This window comes from Blastopirellula sp. J2-11 (genome assembly GCF_024584705.1).
Lineage (GTDB): Bacteria > Planctomycetota > Planctomycetia > Pirellulales > Pirellulaceae > Blastopirellula.
The window spans coordinates 5,199,524-5,222,851 of the sequence record NZ_CP097384.1; the positions used below are offsets into that span (position 1 = coordinate 5,199,524).

15 protein-coding genes and 1 tRNA gene are annotated in these 23,328 nt (G+C 56.6%); 6 read left to right on the plus strand and 10 right to left on the minus strand.

The features are described from left to right. Positions 1 to 254: 254 nt before the first annotated feature. Together M4951_RS20570 and M4951_RS20575 are read left to right on the plus strand one after the other, a co-directional pair. Positions 255 to 1,289 (plus strand): WD40 repeat domain-containing protein, encoded by a 1,035-nt coding sequence (locus M4951_RS20570; RefSeq protein ID WP_262023506.1) that lies wholly within the window; start codon positions 255 to 257, stop codon positions 1,287 to 1,289. Positions 1,290 to 1,344: 55 nt separating this feature from the next. Then, positions 1,345 to 6,555: a collagen binding domain-containing protein gene (locus M4951_RS20575; RefSeq protein ID WP_262023507.1), complete on the plus strand. Its 5,211-nt coding sequence runs from the start codon at positions 1,345 to 1,347 to the stop codon at positions 6,553 to 6,555. A 59-nt stretch (positions 6,556 to 6,614) separates the two neighbouring features. Here the strand turns inward: M4951_RS20575 and M4951_RS20580 are convergent, their stop codons facing one another. From M4951_RS20580 to M4951_RS20595, 4 genes are all read right to left on the minus strand, one after another. Beyond that, positions 6,615 to 6,785: a hypothetical protein gene (locus M4951_RS20580; RefSeq protein WP_002655218.1), complete on the minus strand. Its 171-nt coding sequence runs from the start codon at positions 6,783 to 6,785 to the stop codon at positions 6,615 to 6,617. Between the two features lie 78 nt (positions 6,786 to 6,863). Then, on the minus strand, positions 6,864 to 7,514 hold the full coding sequence (locus M4951_RS20585; RefSeq protein ID WP_262023508.1) for a hypothetical protein: 651 nt from the start codon (positions 7,512 to 7,514) through the stop codon (positions 6,864 to 6,866). Positions 7,515 to 7,610: 96 nt separating this feature from the next. Then, positions 7,611 to 8,135: a hypothetical protein gene (locus tag M4951_RS20590; RefSeq protein WP_262023509.1), complete on the minus strand. Its 525-nt coding sequence runs from the start codon at positions 8,133 to 8,135 to the stop codon at positions 7,611 to 7,613. A 78-nt stretch (positions 8,136 to 8,213) separates the two neighbouring features. Next, complete coding sequence (locus M4951_RS20595) at positions 8,214 to 9,494, minus strand: CCA tRNA nucleotidyltransferase (protein ID WP_262023510.1); 1,281 nt, start codon at positions 9,492 to 9,494, stop codon at positions 8,214 to 8,216. Positions 9,495 to 9,599: 105 nt separating this feature from the next. On the opposite strand from M4951_RS20595, the gene M4951_RS20600 reads away from it, so the two are divergent. Both M4951_RS20600 and M4951_RS20605 read left to right on the plus strand, forming a co-directional pair. Continuing rightward, positions 9,600 to 9,935, plus strand: a complete 336-nt coding sequence (locus M4951_RS20600) for a rhodanese-like domain-containing protein (protein WP_262023511.1) — start codon at positions 9,600 to 9,602, stop codon at positions 9,933 to 9,935. A gap of 191 nt (positions 9,936 to 10,126) precedes the next feature. Further along, a tRNA-Leu gene (locus M4951_RS20605) sits at positions 10,127 to 10,211 on the plus strand. A 137-nt stretch (positions 10,212 to 10,348) separates the two neighbouring features. On the opposite strand, the gene M4951_RS20610 is transcribed toward M4951_RS20605, so the two are convergent. The 4 genes from M4951_RS20610 to M4951_RS20625 form a co-directional block, all read right to left on the minus strand. Continuing rightward, positions 10,349 to 11,815 (minus strand): DUF1501 domain-containing protein, encoded by a 1,467-nt coding sequence (locus M4951_RS20610; protein ID WP_262023512.1) that lies wholly within the window; start codon positions 11,813 to 11,815, stop codon positions 10,349 to 10,351. Between the two features lie 11 nt (positions 11,816 to 11,826). After that, on the minus strand, positions 11,827 to 14,601 hold the full coding sequence (locus tag M4951_RS20615) for a PSD1 and planctomycete cytochrome C domain-containing protein (RefSeq protein WP_262023513.1): 2,775 nt from the start codon (positions 14,599 to 14,601) through the stop codon (positions 11,827 to 11,829). A 101-nt stretch (positions 14,602 to 14,702) separates the two neighbouring features. Continuing rightward, positions 14,703 to 16,187 carry a LamG-like jellyroll fold domain-containing protein gene (locus tag M4951_RS20620; RefSeq protein WP_262023514.1) on the minus strand — a complete coding sequence of 495 codons (1,485 nt, stop codon included), beginning with the start codon at positions 16,185 to 16,187 and terminating at the stop codon, positions 14,703 to 14,705. Then, a complete protein-coding gene (locus M4951_RS20625) occupies positions 16,187 to 16,717 on the minus strand; it encodes a sigma-70 family RNA polymerase sigma factor (protein WP_262023515.1) in 531 nt (176 codons plus the stop codon). The genes M4951_RS20620 and M4951_RS20625 overlap by 1 nt, the downstream gene beginning before the upstream one ends. Positions 16,718 to 17,043: 326 nt before the next feature. Here M4951_RS20625 and M4951_RS20630 point away from each other — a divergent pair, with 326 nt between their 5' ends. Both M4951_RS20630 and M4951_RS20635 read left to right on the plus strand, forming a co-directional pair. After that, complete coding sequence (locus M4951_RS20630; protein WP_262023516.1) at positions 17,044 to 18,039, plus strand: DUF1559 domain-containing protein; 996 nt, start codon at positions 17,044 to 17,046, stop codon at positions 18,037 to 18,039. 114 nt (positions 18,040 to 18,153) lie between these two features. After that, entirely contained in the window at positions 18,154 to 18,591 is a 438-nt protein-coding gene (locus M4951_RS20635) for a hypothetical protein (protein ID WP_262023517.1), read from the plus strand. 64 nt (positions 18,592 to 18,655) lie between these two features. Here the strand turns inward: M4951_RS20635 and M4951_RS20640 are convergent, their stop codons facing one another. Beyond that, complete coding sequence (locus tag M4951_RS20640) at positions 18,656 to 21,913, minus strand: efflux RND transporter permease subunit (protein ID WP_262023518.1); 3,258 nt, start codon at positions 21,911 to 21,913, stop codon at positions 18,656 to 18,658. 3 nt (positions 21,914 to 21,916) lie between these two features. Beyond that, positions 21,917 to 23,317, minus strand: coding sequence for an efflux RND transporter periplasmic adaptor subunit (locus M4951_RS20645; protein ID WP_262023519.1), 1,401 nt, complete (start codon positions 23,315 to 23,317; stop codon positions 21,917 to 21,919). Between the last annotated feature and the right edge of the window lie 11 nt (positions 23,318 to 23,328).

Genomic DNA, 23,328 nt, shown 5'->3' on the forward strand with positions numbered 1-23,328 from the left:
ATCGACATTGGTCGGAAAAGCTCCGTCTCTCTTTTATCGGTCCTTCGCCGCCGGCTGATCGTATTCCCAGCTAGCAGCGACGCAAAGCATGTGAAACGAATGATCGGAATGACCGGTTTGATGCGTCTTACTTACTTGGTCCCAATATTTTCACACATTCCGCTGCGGCCAGGCGCCAGTTTGCGCCGATAGACGATGAAGGATCGCGCTGTCATCTGCGCGCAGAGAAATTGGACTTCAGAGGGATGGTAAAGATGAGCATGGATCGTGTTCCGTCTATCCGAATCTTCGCCGCAGTTTTGCTAGCGGCTCTGATCGTAGGCGTCGCCTCTGCGCAAGAACCGACCGCAATGCTCGACCGCACGATTCAGTTGCGACCTGAGCCGGGCCGACTCCATCCGCCGGTCATATCCGATATTTCTATCCACCCGGCCGGCGCCATCTTCGCCGCCGCCGGCGACGATCATATTGTTCGCGTCTTCGAGATGGACTCCGGCAACGAACTCTATCGCTTGGAAGAACACCACGATTGGGTGCGCGCTGTCAAATTTTCGCCCGATGGCGCCACGCTGGCCACCGCCGGCAATGACCGCCGCATCATCCTGTGGGACGTCGAGCGTCGTGCGCAACTCCGTTCGATGGGCGAGTTTCCGTATGCCGTCGCCGATGTGGCGTTCAACAAAGCCGGCACCATGCTAGCGATCGTCGGATTTGGTCCGACCATCGCGATTCATGATCCAATCACCGGGCAAAAACTGCACGAATTGGAAGCGCCGATCAACGACATGCGTTGCGTCTCCTTTTCGCCGGATGGCGCGATCGTCGCCGCGGCCGGGCGCAACGGCGTGATCCGCACTTGGGACGCTCAGACAGGTCGTCCGTTGGGTGACGTGAAGGCGCATCGCCAACGGATTCACTCACTGTCGTTTTCCAGTGATTCGTCCCAACTGATCTCCTGCAGCGACGATCGCACGATCAAAGTGACCGACCTCGGACAAAACAAGGAACTCGCGTCGATGTCGAGCGCACCGGCGAAAGTCATGGCGCTGACGCTGATCAATGACGCGACGCTGGTCTCTGCAGGCAGCGACAATCGCCTGCGATTGTGGGACCTGAAGACGCACCAAGAAATCGCCAAGCTCGAAGGGCATTCGGGCAGCGTAACGGCGATCGACGTCTACAACGACGTGATCGTCTCTGGCGGCTTCGACACCACGGTTCGGATCTGGAAGATCCAATCAGGTGAACGAACCGCACAATCCCCCCAGGGCAGCTTGTTTACGAAATAAGTTCGACGATTGCGGCAAGGATCGCCGCTATATGACGCACGCATGGAGGCGCTAAATGCTTCGCCGAATGTTCAATTCGCTTCTGAAGGGCCGCAAACGTAAAGGCCCCGCTCGACCTACGCTTCGTGGCAGCGATGTCGAAATGTTGGAAGATCGACGCGTCTTTGACGCCGATCCGATCCAATTGGGAGCGATCTACGTGGAAGAAGACGCCTCGGGCGGCGACGACCACGGCGATACGTTCCATATCAAGTTCAGCGGCGGCGCAGCCGGGACCGAACTGACCCAGATCATCATCGATGGGGATCAGATCGGCAACTTTGGCAACCTCCCAGGTCTGAGCGCCGGCGACGTGATCTTTGACACGGCGCTGGGTGGACTCGGCGCTGATAGCGCCTTCCCGTTCAAGATGATCTCGGCCAACGGGATCGACAACTTCAAGGTGACCGTCGCCGATGGCGGCACGAAGTTGATCATTGACTTCGATGGTTTCAACGCAGGCGAAGAGTTCGTCTTTTCGATCGATGTCGACGAAATCATCATCTATGATCCGAATAACCCCGGCAACATCTTGGTTGACCCGATCGCGTCGGGCGCCGAAGTTCAGGGAACGCAATTCTCGGCTACTTTTGAGGCGCAGTACTTCCACGACACGACGATCAACACGATTTTTTACGACGCGTACGATCCGTTGCTCAATGCGTCGGGATTGAATCTGCCCAGCGACAACGCCACCGGTCACCGCGATCGTACCGACGGCGCCTTCGGAAATGCGGTCCAACAACCGTTGCCGATCACGATTTCAGGCCGCGTCTACCATGACGTCAACCTTAGCCTGACCCAAGAAGCAGGCGAAGTCGGCCTGTCAGGCGTTTCACTGACGCTATGGCAGAAGGTGAACGGCGTCTACGTAAACACCGGATTTACGACCACGACCAACGGCCAAGGCGATTACGAGTTTGGCGCGAATCTCAATTTGCAGCCGGGCACCTATCAGGTTCGTGAAACGCAGCCTTCCGGCTACTTTAGCGTGGGCGCCATCCCCGGCACGGTCTCGGGTACAGGAGTCGGCGAGATCGTCTCGGGCGACAAAGACATTCTGACCGAAATCACGATCATCAACGGCGGCACGTCCGGCATTCATTACGACTTTGCCGAAGCGCTGCCGGCGTCGATTAGCGGTTACGTTTATCACGACCGTGACAACGACGGCGTCAAAGAAGCAGGCGAAGAAGGAATTGCCGGCGTCACGATGACGATCACCGGCATCGACGTCGACGGCGTGACGCACACCTACACCGTCTCGACCAACTCGGTCGGCTACTACGAAGCGACCATGCTGCCGCCGGGCATGTACACCGTGACCGAAACGGTGCAGCCGGTCTCGTACATCGACGGTATCGACGCCGCCGGTACGGTCAACGGCGCGGCGATGGGTTCGGCCGACAACCCCGGCGACAAGATCGTCAGCGTGCTGTTGTTGGGGGGCGAAGCCGGCATCAACTACAACTTTGGCGAAATCAAGCCGGGTTCGATCAGCGGTTCGGTCCACTTGACCGATCGCGACGGCAATTGCTACGACGGCGTCACGATTATTACTCCTCCGATCGAAGGTGTCGTGATTGAGTTGCTGGACGCCGGCGGAAATGTGATCGAGACGACCACCACTGACGCCAACGGCCAATATTCGTTCAATAACTTGCTGCCGGGGACCTACTCGGTCCGTGAGTACACGCCGGTCGGCCTGATCGACGGCGGCGACCATGTCGGCAAGATTGACGGCATCAAAGTCGGCGAGAATACAGTCAACGACCTGCTGTCGAACATCGTGCTGATGTCGGGCGATAACGGGGTAAACTACGACTTCTGCGAACATGAAGCGGCGACTATCGCCGGTTATGTCTACCACGATCGCGACAACGACGGCGTCAAAGAGGCGGGCGAAGAGGGAATCGGCGGCGTGACTGTCGTGCTGCTCGACGCCAACGGCGTTCAAGTCGGTACGACAACTACCAACGCGGACGGATCCTACAGCTTTACGGGGCTTAGCGCCGGTAACTATCAAGTTGTCGAAACGCAGCCTTCGGCCTATCTCGACGGTCTCGACGCCGCCGGCACGATCGGCGGAACCACCGTCGGCGCCGCGCTCAATCCCGGCGATAAGATCAACGCGATCGAGCTGAAGTGGGGCGATGACGGCATTAACTATAACTTTGGCGAAATCAAACCGGTCAGCATCAGCGGTTACGTCTATCACGACCTGGACAATGACGGTTTGAAAGAAACAGGCGAAGCCGGTATCGGCGGCGTTTCGGTTCAGGTGATCAATACGATCACCAGTCAAGTTTTCACCGTGACGACCGACAATGACGGCTACTACGAAGTCGTCGGCTTGCCGCCAGGCTCTTATCGGATTGTCGAAGCTCAACCGGTCCCGTACATCGACGGCAAAGACGCCGCGGGCACCGTGGGCGGCTCGACGCGCGGCAGCGCGACGAATCCTGGCGACGAGATTGGCGCGATTTCGCTGGTCAGCGGCGACACCGGCATCAACTACAACTTTGGCGAAATCCTGCCGGGCTCGATCTCCGGCAAGGTTCACCTGACTGACCGCGACGGGGACTGTTTCAGCGATGAAGCGTACAACTCGCCGATCGAAGGCGCGATCGTCCGACTGTACGATTCACAAGGGAACTTGGTCGCCGAAACGTTGACCGACGTCAACGGCGATTACTCCTTCGACGGATTGCTGCCCGATACGTACACCGTAGTCGAAATCACGCCTGCGGGTTTGATTGACGGCGGCGACCATGTCGGCACGATCAACGGCGTAGCGGTTGGGCAGAAGACGGTCAATGACACGCTCTCGTCGATTATCATTCGCTCAGGCGATCACGGCATCAATTACGACTTCTGCGAACACTTGCCAGCTCAGATCGGCGGTTTCGTCTATCACGACCGAAACAACGATGGCGACATGGACGCTGGCGAAGAGGGAATCGGCGGAGCGATCGTTTACTTGTACGACAGCTCCGGCGCGTTGGTCGGCACGCAAACGACGGCTGCGGACGGAACTTATTTGTTCACGAATCTGCGAGCCGATACGTACCGCATCGTCGAACAGCAGCCCAACGGATATCTCGATGGTAAAGACGCCGCAGGAACCATCCTGGGCGCCGTTGTCGGCGCTGCGACCAACCCCGGCGACGAGATCAATGCGATCGAATTGAAGTGGGGCGATTCCGGAATCAACTACAAGTTTGGAGAAGTCAAACCGGGTAGTATCGGCGGCTATGTCTGGTCCGACACGGATGATGACTGCTTGTTCGACGCCAACGAAAATCCGATTTCCGGCGTTGTGATCAATCTGCTGGACGCCGCTGGCAACGTCATCGCGACCACGACGACCGACGCCAACGGGCACTATCAATTCGACAACTTGTTGCCAGGGCTGTACACGGTGGTTGAAACCCAACCGGCCGGTTACTTCCAAGGGCACCAGATGGACATGAACGGCCTGGCCGACGATTCGGTGCAAGACAAGATCTCGCGCATCAACATCACGTCTGGCCTGGATCTCGATAACCACAACTTCTGCGAACTGCCGCCGGCGGCGATCTCTGGTTACGTTTACCAGGATGGAGCGACGTTCACCACCAGCGACGGCAATTTGCCCGCGGACGCTTTGTCGCAACGTGACGGCACGCGAACTTTGGACGACACGCCGATCGGCGGCGTTACTCTAGAACTGCGTGACGGCATTACCGGTTTGCCGATTATGGGGAATGACCCGCGAATTCTCGGTGGAACCTACGGCAGCGGACCGATTCGCGTGGTTACCGGCTCGGACGGCTACTATCAGTTTGTCGGGCTCCAAGCAGGCTTTTACGCCGTCTTTGAAGTTCATCCTGACGGCTACGTTGACGGCAACGACAACGCCGGCACCACGGCGGGCGTGGCCTTCAACCACGGCAACGGAGTCAGCGTCGGCACGTTGTTGATCGATCCGCTGAACGACTTGATCGCTTTGATCGATTTGCCGGTCGGCGCTCACTCGCAAGAGAACAACTTCAGCGAATTGAAGGCGCAGCCTAACCCGCCGTTCCTACCGCCGGTTCCGCCAGAGCCGGTCGGCACGCTGCCGCCGCTGGTGATTCCGGTTGCTCCGGCGCCGGCCGATTTGATTCCGCCTGCGGCGCTGTTTATTATGCAACCGCTGCTGCAAAGCTCGAGCGGCGGCGCCACCGGCGTTACCTGGCACTTGAGCGTCGTGAACGCCGGTTTGCCCCGCAGCAAAGATCAGATCGCGTTTGTTGAGCCGAACGTTTGGTTCACCGCGGCCAACGATTCGATTTTGCCATGGGAAGGAAACGAGTTGCAGCAGGCCGAGTGGAAACTGCAAGTGCAGTCGGCCGGCGACAATGATCCGGAACAGGTGCTCACCAAGCTGTTCGGCATGGCGGGCGCTCATCCGGTCTCGGGCGACTTCAACGGCGACGGCGTCACCGACTTCGGCATCTACTACAAAGGTCACTGGTACATCGACGTCAACGGCAACGGCGTTTGGGACGAAGGCGACCTGTGGGCCAAGCTGGGTTACGACGGCGACCTGCCGGTGGTGGGCGACTGGGACGGTGACGGCAAAGACGATATCGGCATCTACGGCAAAGCCTGGGCGGGCGATCCTCGCGCTGTGGCCAGCGACCCCGGTTTGCCGGTTCCGAACAACGTCTCGACCGGCGTCTCGAAGAACTTGCCGCCCAAACCGGATGAAGCGACCTTGGGCAGCCGCGTCATGAAATTGACGTCGACCGGTAAGGTCCGCTCTGACCTGATTGACCACGTCTTCCATTTCGGCACGGCTGGAAACTTTCCGGTGGTCGGCGACTGGGATGGCGACGGCATCCAAACGATCGGCGTCTTCCAAGATGGCGAATGGCGCCTGGATGAAGATGGCAACGGTCGCTGGAACGACGAAGTCGACTCACGCGTTCGCTACGGCAAAGCAGGCGATGTTCCGGTGGTTGGCGACTGGAACGGCGACGGCATCGACGAAATCGGCGTCTATCGCGGCGGTGAGTGGATCCTGGATAGCGACAACAATCGCCACCAGGACGACACCGACAAAGTCTTCATGCTCGGCGACGCCGATGACATGCCGACTGTCGGCGACTGGGACGGAGACGGCTACGATGAAGTCGGCGTCTACCACGGCATCTCCGCAGATGCCCGCGTCAGTGAAGCGCCAGGCCCGACGAAACGCTAAGTAATCTCAAAGGGGTGGCCCAGCCAGTTCGTACAGAACTGGCTGGGCCACCCGAAGCCTTAGCTCGCTTTTAGCTTTTCGATTTCCGCTTTGGCGGCGGCCATTTCTTGCTCGAACTTTTCGGTTTCGCTAGCGTCGTCCGCTTGTTCTTTCGAGCCGGCCAGTTGCTGCGTTAGCTTTTGAATCTTCTTGTTCAGCACTTCGATTCGTTTTTTCGCCTTTTTGTCCATCGTTGCTTCCAGAGACTGCGAGATGAGTATTTCTAGGCTTCAGTGTAGTGGTTCGCCGCCTCAAGCGGGAGTATCGCCTTACAGTATCGCTCGTAAGGCTTGCATCGCGGCGATCGACTCCATCCCTTGCAATCCAAAACACTCGTAAAGCAGCATGATCGCGTTGTTGAAGTTGCTCAGCATCAGCTCTTTGCGTAACTGCATCGCTTTCGAGACAATCTCTGCGTCCTCTCGATAGCGCTGGAGAAAAACACGCGCACATTGTTCGCCGCGGGGCAAATCGACTTGCAGCAAGTCAGACAACACGCGTCCTGCGGCGGATTCGTCCCCCGCTTGGATCGACTGCATAAACAACTGAAAGTTAGCGGCCGGCGTAGGCGCCGGCAAACTCAAGACGTTGGGAGTCGATTCTAGCTGCTGCGGAATCTGCGGCGCCGACTCAAACGTAAAAGAAGTCTCGCTTGAGGCCGCAACCGTATCGTCCAGCGAGTAGGTTTCCTCGGTTTCAAATTCAAGCGTTTCGGCTGGCAAGCTCGAAATCATCTGGTTGACATGCACCAGACGAGACGCGATCTGATCGTAGATCGTTTCGATATCGCTCAGAAACGATTCGCCGCGAGCATCGGCCAGAATCTCTTCTTCGTTCTCGACGATTCGCTGACGCAGACGCGCGATCAATTCTTCGCGGGCCTGCTTCAAAATCGTGATGGCGTCACGTGGCGAGTTCATGGCGGCTCGGCGAAAAGTTCAGGGAGGAAATGGCCAAATTGTTGTGCCAGCCTCCCTGCATTAGCGCTATCTCCACCTTACTTAAACCGGCCGCCGCTACGAACCATTTTCCACTGCAGAGGGGGAAGCGGATTCCGATTCTGCCGGTAGAACCGTTTCTGCGTCCCCTTTGGGGATTCGCTCGGCGACTTTCAGCGCTCCGCCCATCAGCACGATCGAGATCGCTAGGGCGGCGTTCATCGAGAGCCAGAAGCGTTCTTTCTCTCGAAACCGAACTGCGTTCTCGCTGCGCCCGGTCAGCATGCTGGCGATGTAAAAGACGACCAGCGCCACTAACATTTTGACGCCGACGACCGGATGATAGTACTTTTGCGGAAAGCTATACTGCGTCGCGATCAGCACCACATTGATGATCCCGCTGACCAGCAGTAGAAAGGCGCAGATCATCACCCATTTCATCCAACGTGCGCGAACGCCTGCTTTCAGCAGCTCTTTTTGCTCATCCGCCAACGGATCGGTCGATGGAGCCAGGGCAAATCGGGCGTAAACCGCTCCACCCACTAAAATGGTCGCCGGTACGATGTGGGCCCAACGCAGGAGCAAATCGGTCGCAAAATTCATACGGTCGCCTCGGGTGCGGAAAAAAGGATACGTGCCTGCCGACGTCGCTATGATAGCCGCTTCGGCGCTATTGGCCACCTACGCAGGCCGCCAATTTCTGGCGAGTTCCAGCGCTTCGTCCAACGTTGTGATCTCGCCCAACAGCTGCGCATCGCGGATCGATTCGAGCAATCCTTGGAAATGACGCCCTGGTTTCAGCCCGGCGCGGATCAAATCATCGCCGGTCGCCACCGGCAACGGATTCAGCCGTTCGACCGACCAACCGAGTCGCTCGCGCACAAAATCAAGATGCGCAGGCGATTCCATCCGCGCATCGTTGATCGCCGCCGCTAAATCGATCAGCTTTCTAATCCGCGGATCGACCAGCACACGCTGCAACCGCGGCCAAGGTTGATCTTTGGCCGTCTGCAGTACGTTCACTTGGCGCAACAGCCATTGGACATCTTTTGTTTCGTCGTTGGTCAATTTCCAGCGCTGGCAAACCTTCGCCAACTGCGGAATCGGCTTGCGCGGATCGCCAGTCGCCAATTCGCGGGCAGCCGAAAATCGCAACAGCGCCGCCAACGCGGTCGCAAAGTCGTTGCCTCGCAAATATCGCAGCGTTCGCAGCGTTTCGGTCCAACGCGGCGCATGATCGATGACGGAGATGATTTCTGGCAGCACCGCCGGGAAGAGCCACGAATCGCGCAGCAGCACGACTGCATCAACCCGACGCGGCGAGCAGAGCATCTTGCGCATCTCGACGGCGATCCGCTCGGCGCTGACGACGGCGATATTTCGCGCATGTCGCTGGATGGCCCGCATCGTGTTCATTTCGAGATCAAACTGAAACGTCGACGAAAAGCGAATTGCCCGCAACATTCGCAGCTTGTCTTCGTCAAAGCGCTGATTGGGATCGCCGATCGCGCGGACCAGGCGATCGCGCAGATCGATCTGGCCGCCGACAAAATCGTAGATTGCGGCGGAGTCAGGATCGTAGAAGATGCCGTTGATCGTAAAGTCGCGCCGCTTGGCGTCTTCTTCGGCCGAAGTATAGCGGACCTCGTCAGGCCGTCGACCATCGCTATAGCCGACATCCTGCCGAAACGTGGCGACTTCAATCTGGCCCCGTTTCTTCCCTCCTTGGACGGTGATCACCCCAAACGCGGCGCCGATCGCCAGGGTCCGCTTTTCGCCAAAGATCTGTCGCACTCGCTCTGGCGGCGCATCGGTCGCGACATCAAAATCTTGTGGATCGCGTCCTAGCAGCATGTCGCGCACGCACCCGCCGGCCCACAGCGCCTGATGGCCATGAGCTTTGAGCGTGCGGACCACTTCGATCGAAAAATCGCGTGGCGAGTCGGTGGAGGTTGCATTCATAGTGTCACGATTTTATCAAGTCAGCGGCGGGGCTGGACGGACGTTGCTCGATCCGGCTACGATCGGATATCTGTTCTGACCCAATTATGTGGAGCTTTCCGCCCGATGACTGACGCGCCAATCGAAATCACCGTGAGCGAGGTGAAACAACTGCTCGACTCAGGCGACAAGTTTCTGCTGCTCGATTGCCGTCAACCCGACGAACACCAGTTCGCCCACATCACCGGGGCGGTGCTGATTCCGATGAACGAGCTCCCGCAGCGAATCTCCGAAATTGAACCGTTCCGGGACGCTCCGATCGTGGTCCATTGTCACTTAGGGGGCCGAAGTCTGCGAGTCACCCAATGGATGCGGCAAAACGGGTTCACGCAAACCCAAAATATGACCGGCGGAATCACCCAGTGGAGTGCGGAAATCGACCCCAACGTGCCGACCTATTAGGAGGTGGGCGCTCGGGAATCCTCGGTTCGCCAGCAAATTCCCAACGTCAGAACTAGCAGAACGACGCAGCAGCGAACCAGAATCTCTCCTCAGGGGTCCTTTTCGCCAACCGATCGTCGATTATAATTCACACCTTGCCAGCGGCTCTGCGGAGCCGAGTAGAGTGCATTGCGGTCTCAAAGACCCAAAATGCCGAAGTGGCGGAATTGGCAGACGCGCTAGGTTCAGGTCCTAGTGGGGGTAAACCCCGTGGAGGTTCAAGTCCTCTCTTCGGCACTCAAAAAAAGCGACCTCGTTTGAGGTCGCTTTTTTTATTGCTAGCGGGCATTTGCGAATAATCGCTAACCCGATTTCATTCGCTTATCGGCGAGATACCGGCGACGCCTGCGCGTTTTTTTGGCGCTGCTTTTCGCTCAACTCAAGATTTCGTGGATCACGTCTCCCTCGACATTGGTCAATCGCCGGTCGATACCGTTGTGGCGAATCGTCAGTCGTTCGTGGTCGAGCCCGAGCAGATGCAAGATCGTCGCGTTGAAGTCGTACAATGGGCGAACGTTCTCGACCGCTTTTTGTCCTAGTTCGTCGGTCGCCCCGTGACTGACGCCAGGTTTGACGCCGGCGCCTGTCATCCAGCAAGTAAAACCATCGGGATTGTGATCGCGGCCTTTAGCGCCTTTTTGGAACATCGGCATGCGTCCGAACTCGGTGCACCAAACGACGAGCGTATCTTCCAACAGTCCCCGTTGTTTCAGATCGCGAATCATTCCAGCGACCGGCTGATCCATGATCGCCGCATGTTTATCGTATTGTGCTTTTAAGGCGTTATGCCCATCCCAATTCAAATTGCCGCCGCTCGCATACGCACCGTTGAACAGTTGCACAAAGCGAACCCCTGACTCGACTAGTCGCCGCGCCAAGATGCAATTGCGGGCAAATGCGGCCTTGGTCGGGTTTTGCGTATCGTCCGCGCCATACAGTTTCAACGTTTGCGGCGTTTCGTCGTTGAGATTGGTGAGATTGGGCACGCTCAGTTGCATCCGCGCCGCGAGTTCGTAGCTGGCGATTCGCGCCTCAAGCAGGGTGTCGCCAGGATGTTGTTCGAGATGTCGCTGGTTCATCCGCGCAAGCATCCGTCGCGTCGTTTGATCGGCCTCAGCCGTCACCGAGTAAGGTTCTAGATGCCGAATCGGTTTTTGTGCACTGAAGGTCGTTCCCTGAAACGCGGCAGGTAAGAAACCGGGGCCCCAATTGTTCGACCCGTTTTGGGGCACTCCGCGAGGATCAGGAATCGCGACGTAAGCTGGCAAGTTCTGGTTCTCGCACCCCAGCGCATAAGTCACCCAGGCGCCCAAGCTCGGAAAGCCATCGAGAATCGAACCGGTGGAGAGAAAGTTTTCGGCCGGTCCGTGAGTGTTGCTTTTGCTGGTCAGAGAATGAATGAAAGCGAAGTCATCGGTCAGTTCTGCCAAATGCGGAACCATATCGGAGATCATCTTGCCCGTTTCGCCTCGCGGTCGAAACGTATACTGCGGCTTGGCCAGATTGCCGGCAGGCCCTTGAAACGTGACTTCGGGGCCTCCCTCGAGCGGCATCCCATCGCTTCGCAGCAGCTCCGGTTTATAGTCCCAGGTCTCTAGCTGACTCACTCCGCCGGCGCAAAAGACGACGATGACATTTTTCGCTTTGCCTGGAAAATGCGCGGGACGCGCTTCGTAGGGACGCGCGGGATTGACGGACGCCGACTCGCTGGCCAGCAACCCCTCTTGTCCGAACAGCGAAGCCAGAGCGACAGCGCCCAGTCCCGTCGCCGCATCCGAGAGAAAACGGCGACGATCGAGCCAAACAGGAGCTCTCAGCGAACTTGGATCATGATGACGCATCGGATACCTGCCTAGGGAATGAATAAAAATTCGTTGCTGTTCAACAGGGCTCGACAAAGTGGCGCCAAACCCAATTCGGCGACCGCCGCACTTCCATCGACAAGCTCCGCCTGCGTCGCATCGCGATTTAAAACTAGTTGGTACGCGCGATGAATTTGCAACGGAGGATCCTCGCCGACATCGGCGATCACACGGTCGGCAAGCGCCGCCGATTGTTCGATCACAAAGCGGCTATTCAAGAGATTCAACGCTTGGATCGGCGTGGTCGACTCTCGTCGATGCGGCGTGCTTTGGCCATAGTCGGGACAGTCGAACGCTCCAAAGACGGCGTCTCTTTCACGGCGAACGCGATGCGCATAGATCATGCGGCGCAAGCCTTCGTCCTGAAATGATTCGACGGGATTGAAACCAGATAAACCGCCGCGTTTATCAAACAGGTCAAAGCCGGGGCCTCCCATCTTCAGGTTCAACTTGCCATTAATCGCTAAGATTGAGTCGCGAATCGTTTCGCCAGACAAACGCCGCAGCGGATAGCGCCAAATTAAGTGCTCATCGGCGTCGATCGCTTCGGCCTGCTCATGAAAGGTCGTCGCCTGGCGATAGGTCGCCGACAAGACGATCAAGCGATGCATTTGCTTGATCGACCACCCCGAGCGGATGAACTCGGCGCTTAGCCAATCGAGCAGTCGCGGATGAGTCGGCGGCGTGCCGTAGCGTCCCAAATCGTTGGCCGTCTCGATAAGTCCGCTGCCAAAATGTCCTTGCCAGATCCGATTGACCATTACGCGCGCAGTCAGCGGATTTTCCGCTCGTGCGATCCAGTCGGCCAATGTTTTTCGACGCTGTTGTTCGGCGGCGTCATGTGACAATTCGACGTCTCCCAGCACCGCTAATACGGCCGGAGCCACTTCTTCTTTCGGCATCTCGGGACTGCCGCGTCCGAGAACATGAATCTCATCCGGTTCTCGAAAATTGCCGGCAAAGACGGTCTGCAGATTTTCTGCAGCGGCAATCTTCGATTCTAGGGCCAAGCGATCTTGCTGCAGCATTTGGTACTGCTCCGCATGTTCGGCCATTAGCTCTTCCGCCGCAAAAGGGAGACGCGCGTTCTGCTGAGGATCAAACGGTCGACGATCGGTCGAATCGGCTACGCTCCGCCATTGTCCCTCAGAATCGAGGATCTCAATTTCATATTGAATCGCCAGACGATCTGAAAACTTGCCTTCGCGATCGCGGCCCCAAACGACGCGGTCAATTCGTTCTTTTTGCGGAAACTCAACGACCACCCAGCCCCCTTCAGTGACGTTCGACATCCAGCTGTTCGAATTTCCATACCGTCCGTCATTGATCAATCGCAACTCGTGACGATTGATCGAGACGTTGTCGCCTGAAGAAACGACGATCGCGCCGTTCGCGGCCAACGCAACGTTCCGTCCGGCGACGTTATAGATTTCCAATTCATCGATGCAGGGTTCATACTTATTGGTGCCCAAGATCGAAAATCGCAATTGCTCCGTTTCGATCGGCGTAAAACGATCAATGTTTTCGTGCGAGTTGACCATCCCTCTTTGACGACCAGACATCGCTTCTGGTGCGAGACTTGCAATTTTGGAGTCGATTGTCCTTCGCTCCGCTTTCCACTTCAGAATGTCGGCGGCCAGCGTTGCGTCGACCGGCAGGTTAAATTGACGGTCGGCGTATTCTACGCCTGAGACGAAGGCCTGCATCTCGTAATAGTCGCGTTGTGAGATTGCATCAAATTTGTGGTCGTGACAACGAGCGCAATTGATCGTAAGGCCGAGAAAGGTCGTGCCGATATTCGTGACGATTTCATCGAGCGAATCTTGCCGGGCCAGCCGGATCGAAGCGGCGTCTTTGCCAATTTGTCCCGGCAAGAGCACCGATGCGGTCACGAGAAACCCCGTCGCTGCATCTTGATTCATCGCGTCGCCAACGATTTGCTCGCGAATAAACTGGTCATACGGCGTGTCTTGGTTTAGCGCAGAAATGACATAGTCGCGATAAGGCCAGGCATTGGGACGTTCGGTGTTCACTTCAAAGCCGTGCGTATCGGCATAGCGCACGACGTCTAACCAGTGCTGCGCCCATCGTTCGCCGTAACGGGGCGAAGCGAGCAAACGTTCGACGACTTGCTCATACGCGTTTGTACTCCGATCTTCGACAAAAGCTTTCGTTTCTTCCGGAGTCGGCGGCAGTCCAATCAAATCCAACGAAACGCGCCGCAGCCAAGAGACGCGATCCGTCTCCGGCGCCGGCTGCAGGCCTGCTTCTTCTAGACGCGCCAAGACGTACCGATCGATCTCGTTGCGAAGCCATTTGGCGTCGGCGACCATCGGCGTCGGTTGCGGATCAATCGGCTGAAAGGACCAATGGTCATGCGGATCTTCTAATTTCGCCGTGTCGACGTCTGCTGGCCAAGCGGCGCCTTCGGTTACCCATCTTTTCAGGATGGCGACTTCGCTGGCGGCGAGCCCTGCTCCTTCAGGCGGCATCGCCAGATCGGCGGTTTCGTCGGCGATAAACTGAAACAACGGGCTCTCGTGCGGCTTGCCTGGCTGGATGGCCGGGCCGTATAACTCGCCCCCTTTCATCGCTTCGGACCGGATATCGAGCCGCAACCCGCTTTTACGCACGTCGCCGGCATGGCACTCATAGCAATGCTTGATCAAGATCGGGCGAACGTCTCGCACAAAATCGACAGGCGCCGCCGAGAGAGAAGCGGTCGAAATCAGAGAACAACAGAGGGCGATTGCGGAACGTCGCATGGAGGTGGGCTCATCGGCGTGAGGAACGGATGACTACGTCGGCTCACCTTTCTATTTCCATGACGCCGTTGGTTTTAACGCGCTCTTCACGAATTACCGCTTTAGCGATAAGGATTTCCCGCCGCAAACAACGCTTCGATTTCGTCGTCGTTCATGTCACGACCAAGGATTAGCAGTTCATCGACGCGGCCGCTTAGTTTGCGATCGTTTTGGTTCCAATTGCCGATTTGGGCAGGACCTAAACGGGCCGGATGAGCGATCGCTTGCTGCATTTCGTTGTCGAACTTACCGTTAAGATAGAAGCGAGCCGTTTTCTTATCAGCGTCATAGACGACCGCTAAATGAACCCAACGTCCTAGCTCGTTACGTACGCCGGTACGAGAGTCGGGAAAACCTTCGTGGTTGACGATACCGGGCGCCATCGTATTGCCTTGCAGGGCCAACCGCATCGTCGTGTGCCGGTTGACCATCCAATGAACTTGGCCATCATTTTTCTTGTTCCAGTCGTCGGTATGCAATAACGATTGGTACGGCTCGCCCAGATGATCAAGACGCACCCAGGCCGCCAATGTTAATTGCGGCCACAGATGCTCGCCGCCGACATCCAGTTTCATGTGATCGCCGACATTCACAAACTCCGCCGCTTGTGAACCGGGCCAGCGTCCTTGCACCATTCGATAGACGCCTTGCTTGGGAGAGGGCTTCTCAAAGTCTAGCAGGGCAATCAGCGCCGGATCTCGACGCAGTTCTTCCAAGATCGACTCGGATCTGCCTCGTTGTCCTGCCGCTAATCCTGCTTGCAATGAAGTGACTTCTCCTGGGTGAATGAAGGCCGCCGAACGAAATCCGAGCAAGGATTCAGCGCCTAATTTCATCCGAAAGGCCTCGCCGTCGCGCAGGCTTTTCGGTTTTCCGCCGGCGGACGTTTGCGCGATGACTTCGCCCTGAAACACGTGAATCTCGGCTTCGCCGCGATCCGGCATATTTACGCCAAATTTCGTCCCCAGATCGATGACCTTTCCGTTTGGCGTAATAATCGTAAATCCTTTGGCGGACGGCGGAACGTCGGCCGCCAAGCGACCGCGAGTCAGATGCAGTCGTTGCTCTGATTCAAAATAGAAATAGGCCGGCGCTTCAATCGCGACTCGCGCACCGCGCGCCGTGATCAGTTCGACCGAACCTGCTTCAATCGCATACGACTCGGCGCCAAGTCGCATTCCAGTCGACAAATTTTCGACACCGGCGGCATTGTCGACAGTCGCAAATTTTTTAGTCGCCGCAAGCTGCGAGATGCAAACAACTGCGATCAACAAGCTGGCCGCCAACGCCGCGCAATAGCCCCACAGGCGACGTCGCCCTACAGGAACTTGCTGGACAACGGGTAAAACCTCCTCGCGCGAATCGTACGAAGCTCCGCAGACCAAGAGCGCATCTAGCGCCGAATCAAGGTTGAGAATTTGCAGAAACAGGCGCCTCGCTTCGGCATCGCTGCGCAAGCGTTGATTTAACGATTCAACCTCTTGCGCAGACGCAACGCCATCGGTATAGCGTTGCACCAGAAGCTGGAAACTATGTTCGTCTTTCATCACCAAGAATCCTGCGCGTGCTGACGTTGGATGCACTCTAGCAGCATTCGTCTCATACGATAAAGCCACTGATAAAAACCGGCGACCGAACGACCACTAGCGGCGGCGACTTCCTGAATTTTCACGTCTGCCTGATAGGCTTGCGATAATAAGTTTCGTTCGGTCATCGGGATCTTTTCAAAACATGTCTCTAGCGCTTCGCGTTGTTGTTTCAAATGAGATTCGGCGGCCAGAGAGTCGTCGGCAATTAACTCGACGACATCGCTGGCAAGCACCAGCTTCTCACGCCCTTTGTCGCGCAGCCAGGAGAGAACCTTATAGCGAGCGATGCCGCACGCCCAGGCGCGAAAATCTTCCTCGGCGCGAAAGGAGTCAAACTTTTCCCACAGGACGATCGACACTTCTTGCAGAATATCATCCGCATCGCTACGAGACGGGACCAAACGCCGCACGAAAGCGCGAACCGCAGGCTCGTGACAAGTAAACTCGCGTAAAAATTGTTGGTGACGACTTGGATCGTTCATCAGCATGGCAGGTTCTCTATCTGCTTATTTCCCAATGCGAGCGGAATTTAACGAACAACTTTTCGCTTCTCGGCGAATTTGCCATCGTAAACGAGACTTCGGCGAAACCAACGATTTTCCTCCTTTTCAAAATATTTCAGTTTGGCCCGTTAAAACGCGTTGAATTGCAGAAATAACTAATAAGAAAGGATCGTCGTCTTGCTCCGCGCGGAGTCGCCCCCAAGGGGTATTTCTCGCGTCTTGCATATCCCTCACTTTTTCTCTTTTCAACAACGCGTCTTTCCCTTAATCCAATCCGTTATTCTCTTCCTCCAAACCTGAGGTTTTTCGCCATGTATTGCCGTAAACTGCGCAATGGTTTCACCTTGGTCGAGTTGCTGGTCGTCATTGCGATCATCGGCGCCTTGATCGCTCTGCTCTTACCGGCCGTACAGCAAGCGCGCGAAGCGGCGCGTCGGATGTCGTGTTCCAATAATTTGAAACAGGTCGGCTTGGGGCTGCACAATTATCACGACACCTTCCTTGCATTCCCCATTGGCGCCCGTGAAACGGCGGGCACGTTCGGTCCGTCATGGTGGGCGGGGATGCTGCCGTTTCTCGAACAAACGCCGCTGTATGATTCTCTGAACTTAGAAATCGCCAACGGCGGTTGGAGCGCGAACTCCTCGGCCCTCATTCGCAACCAGCCGTCGATGATGGCTTGCCCTTCGTTTCCCGGAAAAATCAAAGGGGGAAAATACGGCGAGACTTGGGATTCGAAATCGACGTATGCCGGAATTTCTGGTTCTGACATCGATACGACCGCCTACACCGAGAGCCGTACAGGAACATGTTGCGACTGCTGTACGCAATCCGGCGCCCAAAATGACGGCGTCGTTTCGGCGGGAGGTTTCTTAATCGCGAATCAATCGCTGGAGTTCCGAAATATCACCGATGGTACGAGCAATACCTTAGCGGTCGGCGAAATCGGAGGCGTCATGTTTACCGCCAACGCCTCCTCCTACTCGACGCTGGATGGTGAACGGGTCGAAGTGACGCCGGCAGGACATCACGGTTGGCTGATGGGCACTAACGGTGGGGGAGAAACGCCGACGAAGCGCGTCTTCAACCTGACGACGATTCGATATCAACCTAACTCGAAGAATTACGATCGCGCAGGAATCAACGTCAACTTTGGGCCGAACAACCCGCTTCAATCCGCTCACCCAGGCGGAGTGATGACGTTAAGCGTCGATGGCCATGTGAGTTTTGTCGCAGAAACGATCGACCTGAACCTGCTAAAGCTGATGGCGACGCGGGACGACGGCCAAACGATCAGCGGCAACTAAACTTTGGCGGCCAGACGAATTTAACGCAGTGCAAATTCGTCTCTTGCCCCTCGTTTCATCACTGGACGCTAGGGGTCGGAATCTTCAAAATTTATCTGAAAGGAACCGTTTGCCGTGGTTCGTATCACATTTTTGGTCGTATCTGCTGTTTCCGTTAGCGTATTGGTCGGTTGCGGCGCTTCCAGCATTGACAGTTTCGGAAGCGTGCATGGGGTCGTTTTGGTCGACGCCAAACCGGCGTCCCCAGGAACTCGAATTCGTTTTCGGCATCGACAAGACCCGACGACGACCTTCTATACGATGGTCGACGACAGCGGCGGCTACTCTTACCGCCCTCCGCAAGAGGCTCCGTTGAAGTCTGGCGAATATGAAATCGCCGTAGAACCGCTCACCACAACGACAAAGCTTGACGAGTCAGGCCTTTCGGTAGAAACGGTCATACGCGGCGCGCCCAAAAATTATGGAAAGTATTCTCAGCTTTCGCAAAGCGGCTTAGCGGCAACTTTGACCAGCGGCAAGGTAAAGTGCGATATCGACATTACCTCGCGTTAGTTCGGACGCCGCTTGCAATCACAGGCACGCGGCGTTGGGAGATCGTTCGCGAAACTGCGTGCGACTAGTGGACGTCGGCGGCGACCAACTCCTCTTTTGGAATCGAGCGGGTCTCTTCCGGCAGTTTGATCTCGTCATGTTTTGACACCTGACCTCCCAAGATCGCGTAGATCAAATAAAGGACCGGGACCAGGTACAAGACGAGGAAGGTCGACGCCATTAGTCCAAAGCATAAACTAACCGCCATCGGTATTAGGACCTGGGCTTGAAGTGAGGTCTCGAACAACAGCGGGGTCAGGCCCGCGATCGTGGTGATCGAGGTTAGCAGCACCGGCCGAAAGCGCCGGCGGCCGGTATCCAACAGCGCCTCGTAGATCGGCAGGCCATCTCTCAGACGATGGTTAATAAAGTCGACCAATACAATGGAGTCGTTCACCACCACGCCGCATAATGCGACCAGGCCAAAGAAGCTGAAGAGCGTCAACTCGAGTCCCAGGATTAGGTGCCCGACCACAGCGCCGATCAGGCCAAACGGAATCGCGATCATCACGATCAGCGGCTGGAAGTAAGAATTGAATTCGATCGTCAGCAAAACGAACATCGCGGCCATCGCGACGCCGGTGCCGATGAACAAACTGCCGAGCGATTCGCTCTGCTGCTCTTTCTGTCCTTCCCAGCGAATCGTGACGCCGGGGAACTTCTTCATCATCTCCGGAACGTATTCTTTTTTCAGATTCTCAATGATGGCGTTAGAGTTGGCGACCCGTTGATTCACGTTCGCCGACACGGTAATCGAGCGTTTTTGATCCAGACGATTGATCTCGCTCAGCGGTCGGACGATTTCGACATGCGCCAATTCCGTAATTGGACGCTCTGATCCGTCGCCGGTCCGGACGCGGATTTGATCGAACTCAGCCAATGAGCGGCGATCTTCCCGCGGATAGCGAACCATCAATTTTACTTCATGCCGACCGCGTTGCAGACGCATCACTTCGTCGCCGTAGTAGGTGGCGCGAATGGTTTCGGCCAGGTCGCGTTCGGTGACGTTCATTGCCTGAGCGTTTTCTTTCAAACGCAGACGCAGCTCCATCTTGCCCGGCGAAGAGTCATCCTCGATGTCGTAAACGCCAGCCGACTTGGCCAACTCGGCTTTGACGTCTTCGACCGCCGCTTCCAAGCGCGCCATGTTTTTCGGGCTGGTCAGCAGCTTGAATTCAATCTGCTTTCCGCCTGGGCCGATATCTTGGGAATCGAACACCAGCAAGTCAGAGCCGACAATCGGCCCGGTAGCATCGCGCCATTCTTCGATCAGTTGCGAGCTGCTGACGGTTCGCAGTCCAGGCGATGTAAGCCGAACCACGACGGCGCCCAAATGACTGCCGAACTGATCGCTGGTTTGGCCCGGTCCTTGTCGCATCTGGGCGAAGCCGACGTTTCGCCGAATCAACTCGACGACGGTCTCCCCTTGCTCCTCGTGCTTCGCGTTCACAGCGCGAATCGCCGCTTCGATCTTTTGGGTCGCTTCGTCCGCCAAGACCGCCGGCGTTCCGTCCGGAAAACCGACGTTGGCGACGATCGTCTTGCTATCCATCGACGGAAACAGGTTAAGCGGCACAAAACCGGCCCAAACGACCGCTATCGAAATCGCCATGATGGCCAGCGCCAGCGTAAAGATGGTGAACGGATTGCCGAGCGAATACTTTAATCCCGGCTGGTACGCGTTTTCGATCACCCAGTCGAGCCGCGCCGATGTCCAATCCCCCACCCGGTTGAACGCGGCCCCAATCGGTCGGAACGGATAGGCGAAAAAGTCGATTGCGTTGTTGATCAGATCATCCGAATCATCGCCGTGCGCCAAGTGGCACGGCAAGATAAAGGCCGCTTCCAACAACGATATCAACAGAATCGCGATCATCGCCAACGGCATGACCGCCATAAACTTGCCCATCACGCCGGCGACAAAGAACATCGGCACAAACGCCAAAATCGTGGTCGCGATCGACATGACGACCGACGGCAACACTTCGGCCGTACCGTCCACCGCAGCGCGATGAAAGCTTTTTCCCATCTCGCGATGCGCGTAGATATTTTCGCCGATCACGATCGCGTCATCGACCACGATGCCCAGCGCCATGAGAAACGAGAACATCGTCAGCATGTTGAGCGTCTGCCCACAGTAAAGCAGGATCGCGCAAGCGCCGAGCATCGAGATCGGAATCCCCATCGACACCCAAAACGCGAGCCGCGTATTCATGAATAGCGCCAAAATAATCAGCACCAGGACGAGCCCTTGCCAACCATTGGTCGTCAGCGTGTTGAGACGATCGCGGACTTCTTCCGACTGATCTCCCCAGGTCACCATGCTGTAACCTTCGGGAATCAAATCGCCATGATCTTTGACGAATTTTTTCACTTCATCGGTGATGACGATCAGGTCTTCTTTGGAGGTCCGATTGACCGAGATCGCGATCGCCGGTCGACCATCAACGCGCTGGAACGACGTGACGTCGTCAAAATCGTCACGTACGACCGCCAGATCTCCGACGGTCAACACCACGCCGTCTTGCGTCTTGATCAGCGGCAGCTTGGCGATCTCGCGACCGATATCGCGTTTGTTGTTGCCGCGCACCAGCACTTCCTGCGAAGCGGTGCGGATCAATCCGCCAGGCATTTCCAGGTTTTCGTCCCGAACGATTTCCGACACTTGCTTCAGCGTCAGACCAAACCGGCGGAGCGCCTCTTCTTCGATCTCGATATCGATCTGATAGTCTTTGGCGCCGGAGACTTCGGCTTGCGAAACGTTGGGCAGCGCCAATAGTTCGACCCGGATCTCTTCGGCCAGATCGCGCAGGCGCCATTCCATCTCGGCGCTGGGATGCTCGACGTCGGGGGCAAGTACGCCGACGGTGATCGCCGACTCGCGCAACGTGATTTGCTGCACTTCGGGATCTTCGGCCAGCAACGGAAAGCTCGGGATGCGCTCGACATCGCCGCGAACTTCGTTCAAGACGCGTTGAGCGTCAACGTCGGCGTTTAGTTCCAAAATAACGGCGCCGTAGTCATTATTGGCGACCGAGGTCATCTTTTTGATGCCGACCGTGTCTTTGACCGCTTCTTCGATCTTCTCGCAGATGCCGCTTTCGACCTCTTCCGGGCTCGCGCCGGGATAGGGAACGGTCACCAGAACGATTTCCAGTTCAAACTCCGGAAAAGTCTCGCGACGCAGCAGAAAAAAGCTGAGTACGCCGACCCCGATCACGCTGATCATGATCGTATTCATCGCAGGCGTATTGCGAATCGCCCAGCGAACTAAATCTCGCATAACTTAGCCTTCCACTTTCACGGGGAGACCGACACGGGGGTAGCCCATCGGAGAAATCACAATCTGGTCATCGGCGCGAAGATCGACGTTCTCGCCGTTGATCAATGCGTAATCATCTTGAATGACCAGCACTTCGACGTGCTCAATCTCTAACTTGCCGTCACGCACTAACCACAACACAAATCGTGGTCGCGACTCATCTGAATGAGTGCGAGTTTTGGCCGCTTGGCCTGCAGTCATCGTTTCGTGGATTGCCTGAGCCGAATAGAGCGACAACGCCGATTCCGGCACGCGCCAGATCGGCATTTCGGGCTGAACTTGAACTTTGACATCGACAAACATGCCGCGCAACAAAGCGGAAGGACCGCGGGCTTTGACCAATTGGCCATTCAGCTTGACTTGATCAGGATTGGAAACGCGAATCAAAACCGGAGCCGTTCGCGTCCGCTCGTCGAGTCCTAGACCATCAAATCGTGAGAGGACGCCGTCCCATTGATAGTTTCGGCCAGCCAGTTCGTACGAAACCTCCACCGGAACCTGCGGCAACAGATAGTCTTCCGAGCCGCGGGCCGCCAGCGGATCAATAGTCTTCCCAAGTTGCTTGCGCCAAAGCCAGGCGAGTTCGTCCATTCGTAAACTACAGCGAACTTCGGCGGCGCTGGTATCTTCGATCGTGTAGAGCGGCGTTCCGATCTGAACGTACGAGTCCTGCTCGACATCGTCGGTAATGATGACGCCGTTTACCGGCGAAACGACTTTCGTATTCTCAAAATCAAGTCTCGCTTGCTCCAGACGCGCTTCGGCCAATTCTTTGGCTCGTTGCAGGCCCTGCTTGCGCGTCCCAATACTGCGAACTTGGTTTTCTAACTGCAGCAGTTGGTTCTGGGCGGTAATCATCGACTGCTGTTCGCTTTCAAACTGCGACGGAGTCGTCGCATTGCGAGCCAACAGCGATTCCATGCGGGCCAACTGCTTCTTCTGCAGTTCTAGGTTCTGCTTCGACAGGATGATCAGCTCTTGCGTGTTCTCGACGTCGACGTCGGTCTCACGAATCGCAACTTCCGCTTGCTCTACTTCTTTCGTCAGGCGTTCGACTTCCAGCGCATACTTGCGCGGATCGATTTCCAGCAGCGGTTGTCCCTTGGAAACGTAGGCGCCGGAACGTAACGAGTCGTCTCGATAGGTGATGCGGCCGGCGACTTCGGAGGAGAGATTGATCTCGCGATAGGGGACGACGACGCCGTCGACATGAAAGATCAGTCCCTCTTCGTTCCGCACGATGGGAGCGGTCGAGACCATCAAAACAGGGCGTTCGACCTCCTGTTTTTCTGGAGGCTTGCGCATCTGGAAGATCACGAAAATAATCGCCGCCGCGGCGCAAATGATGGCCAGCGGAGTGATCACGCGCGCAACTA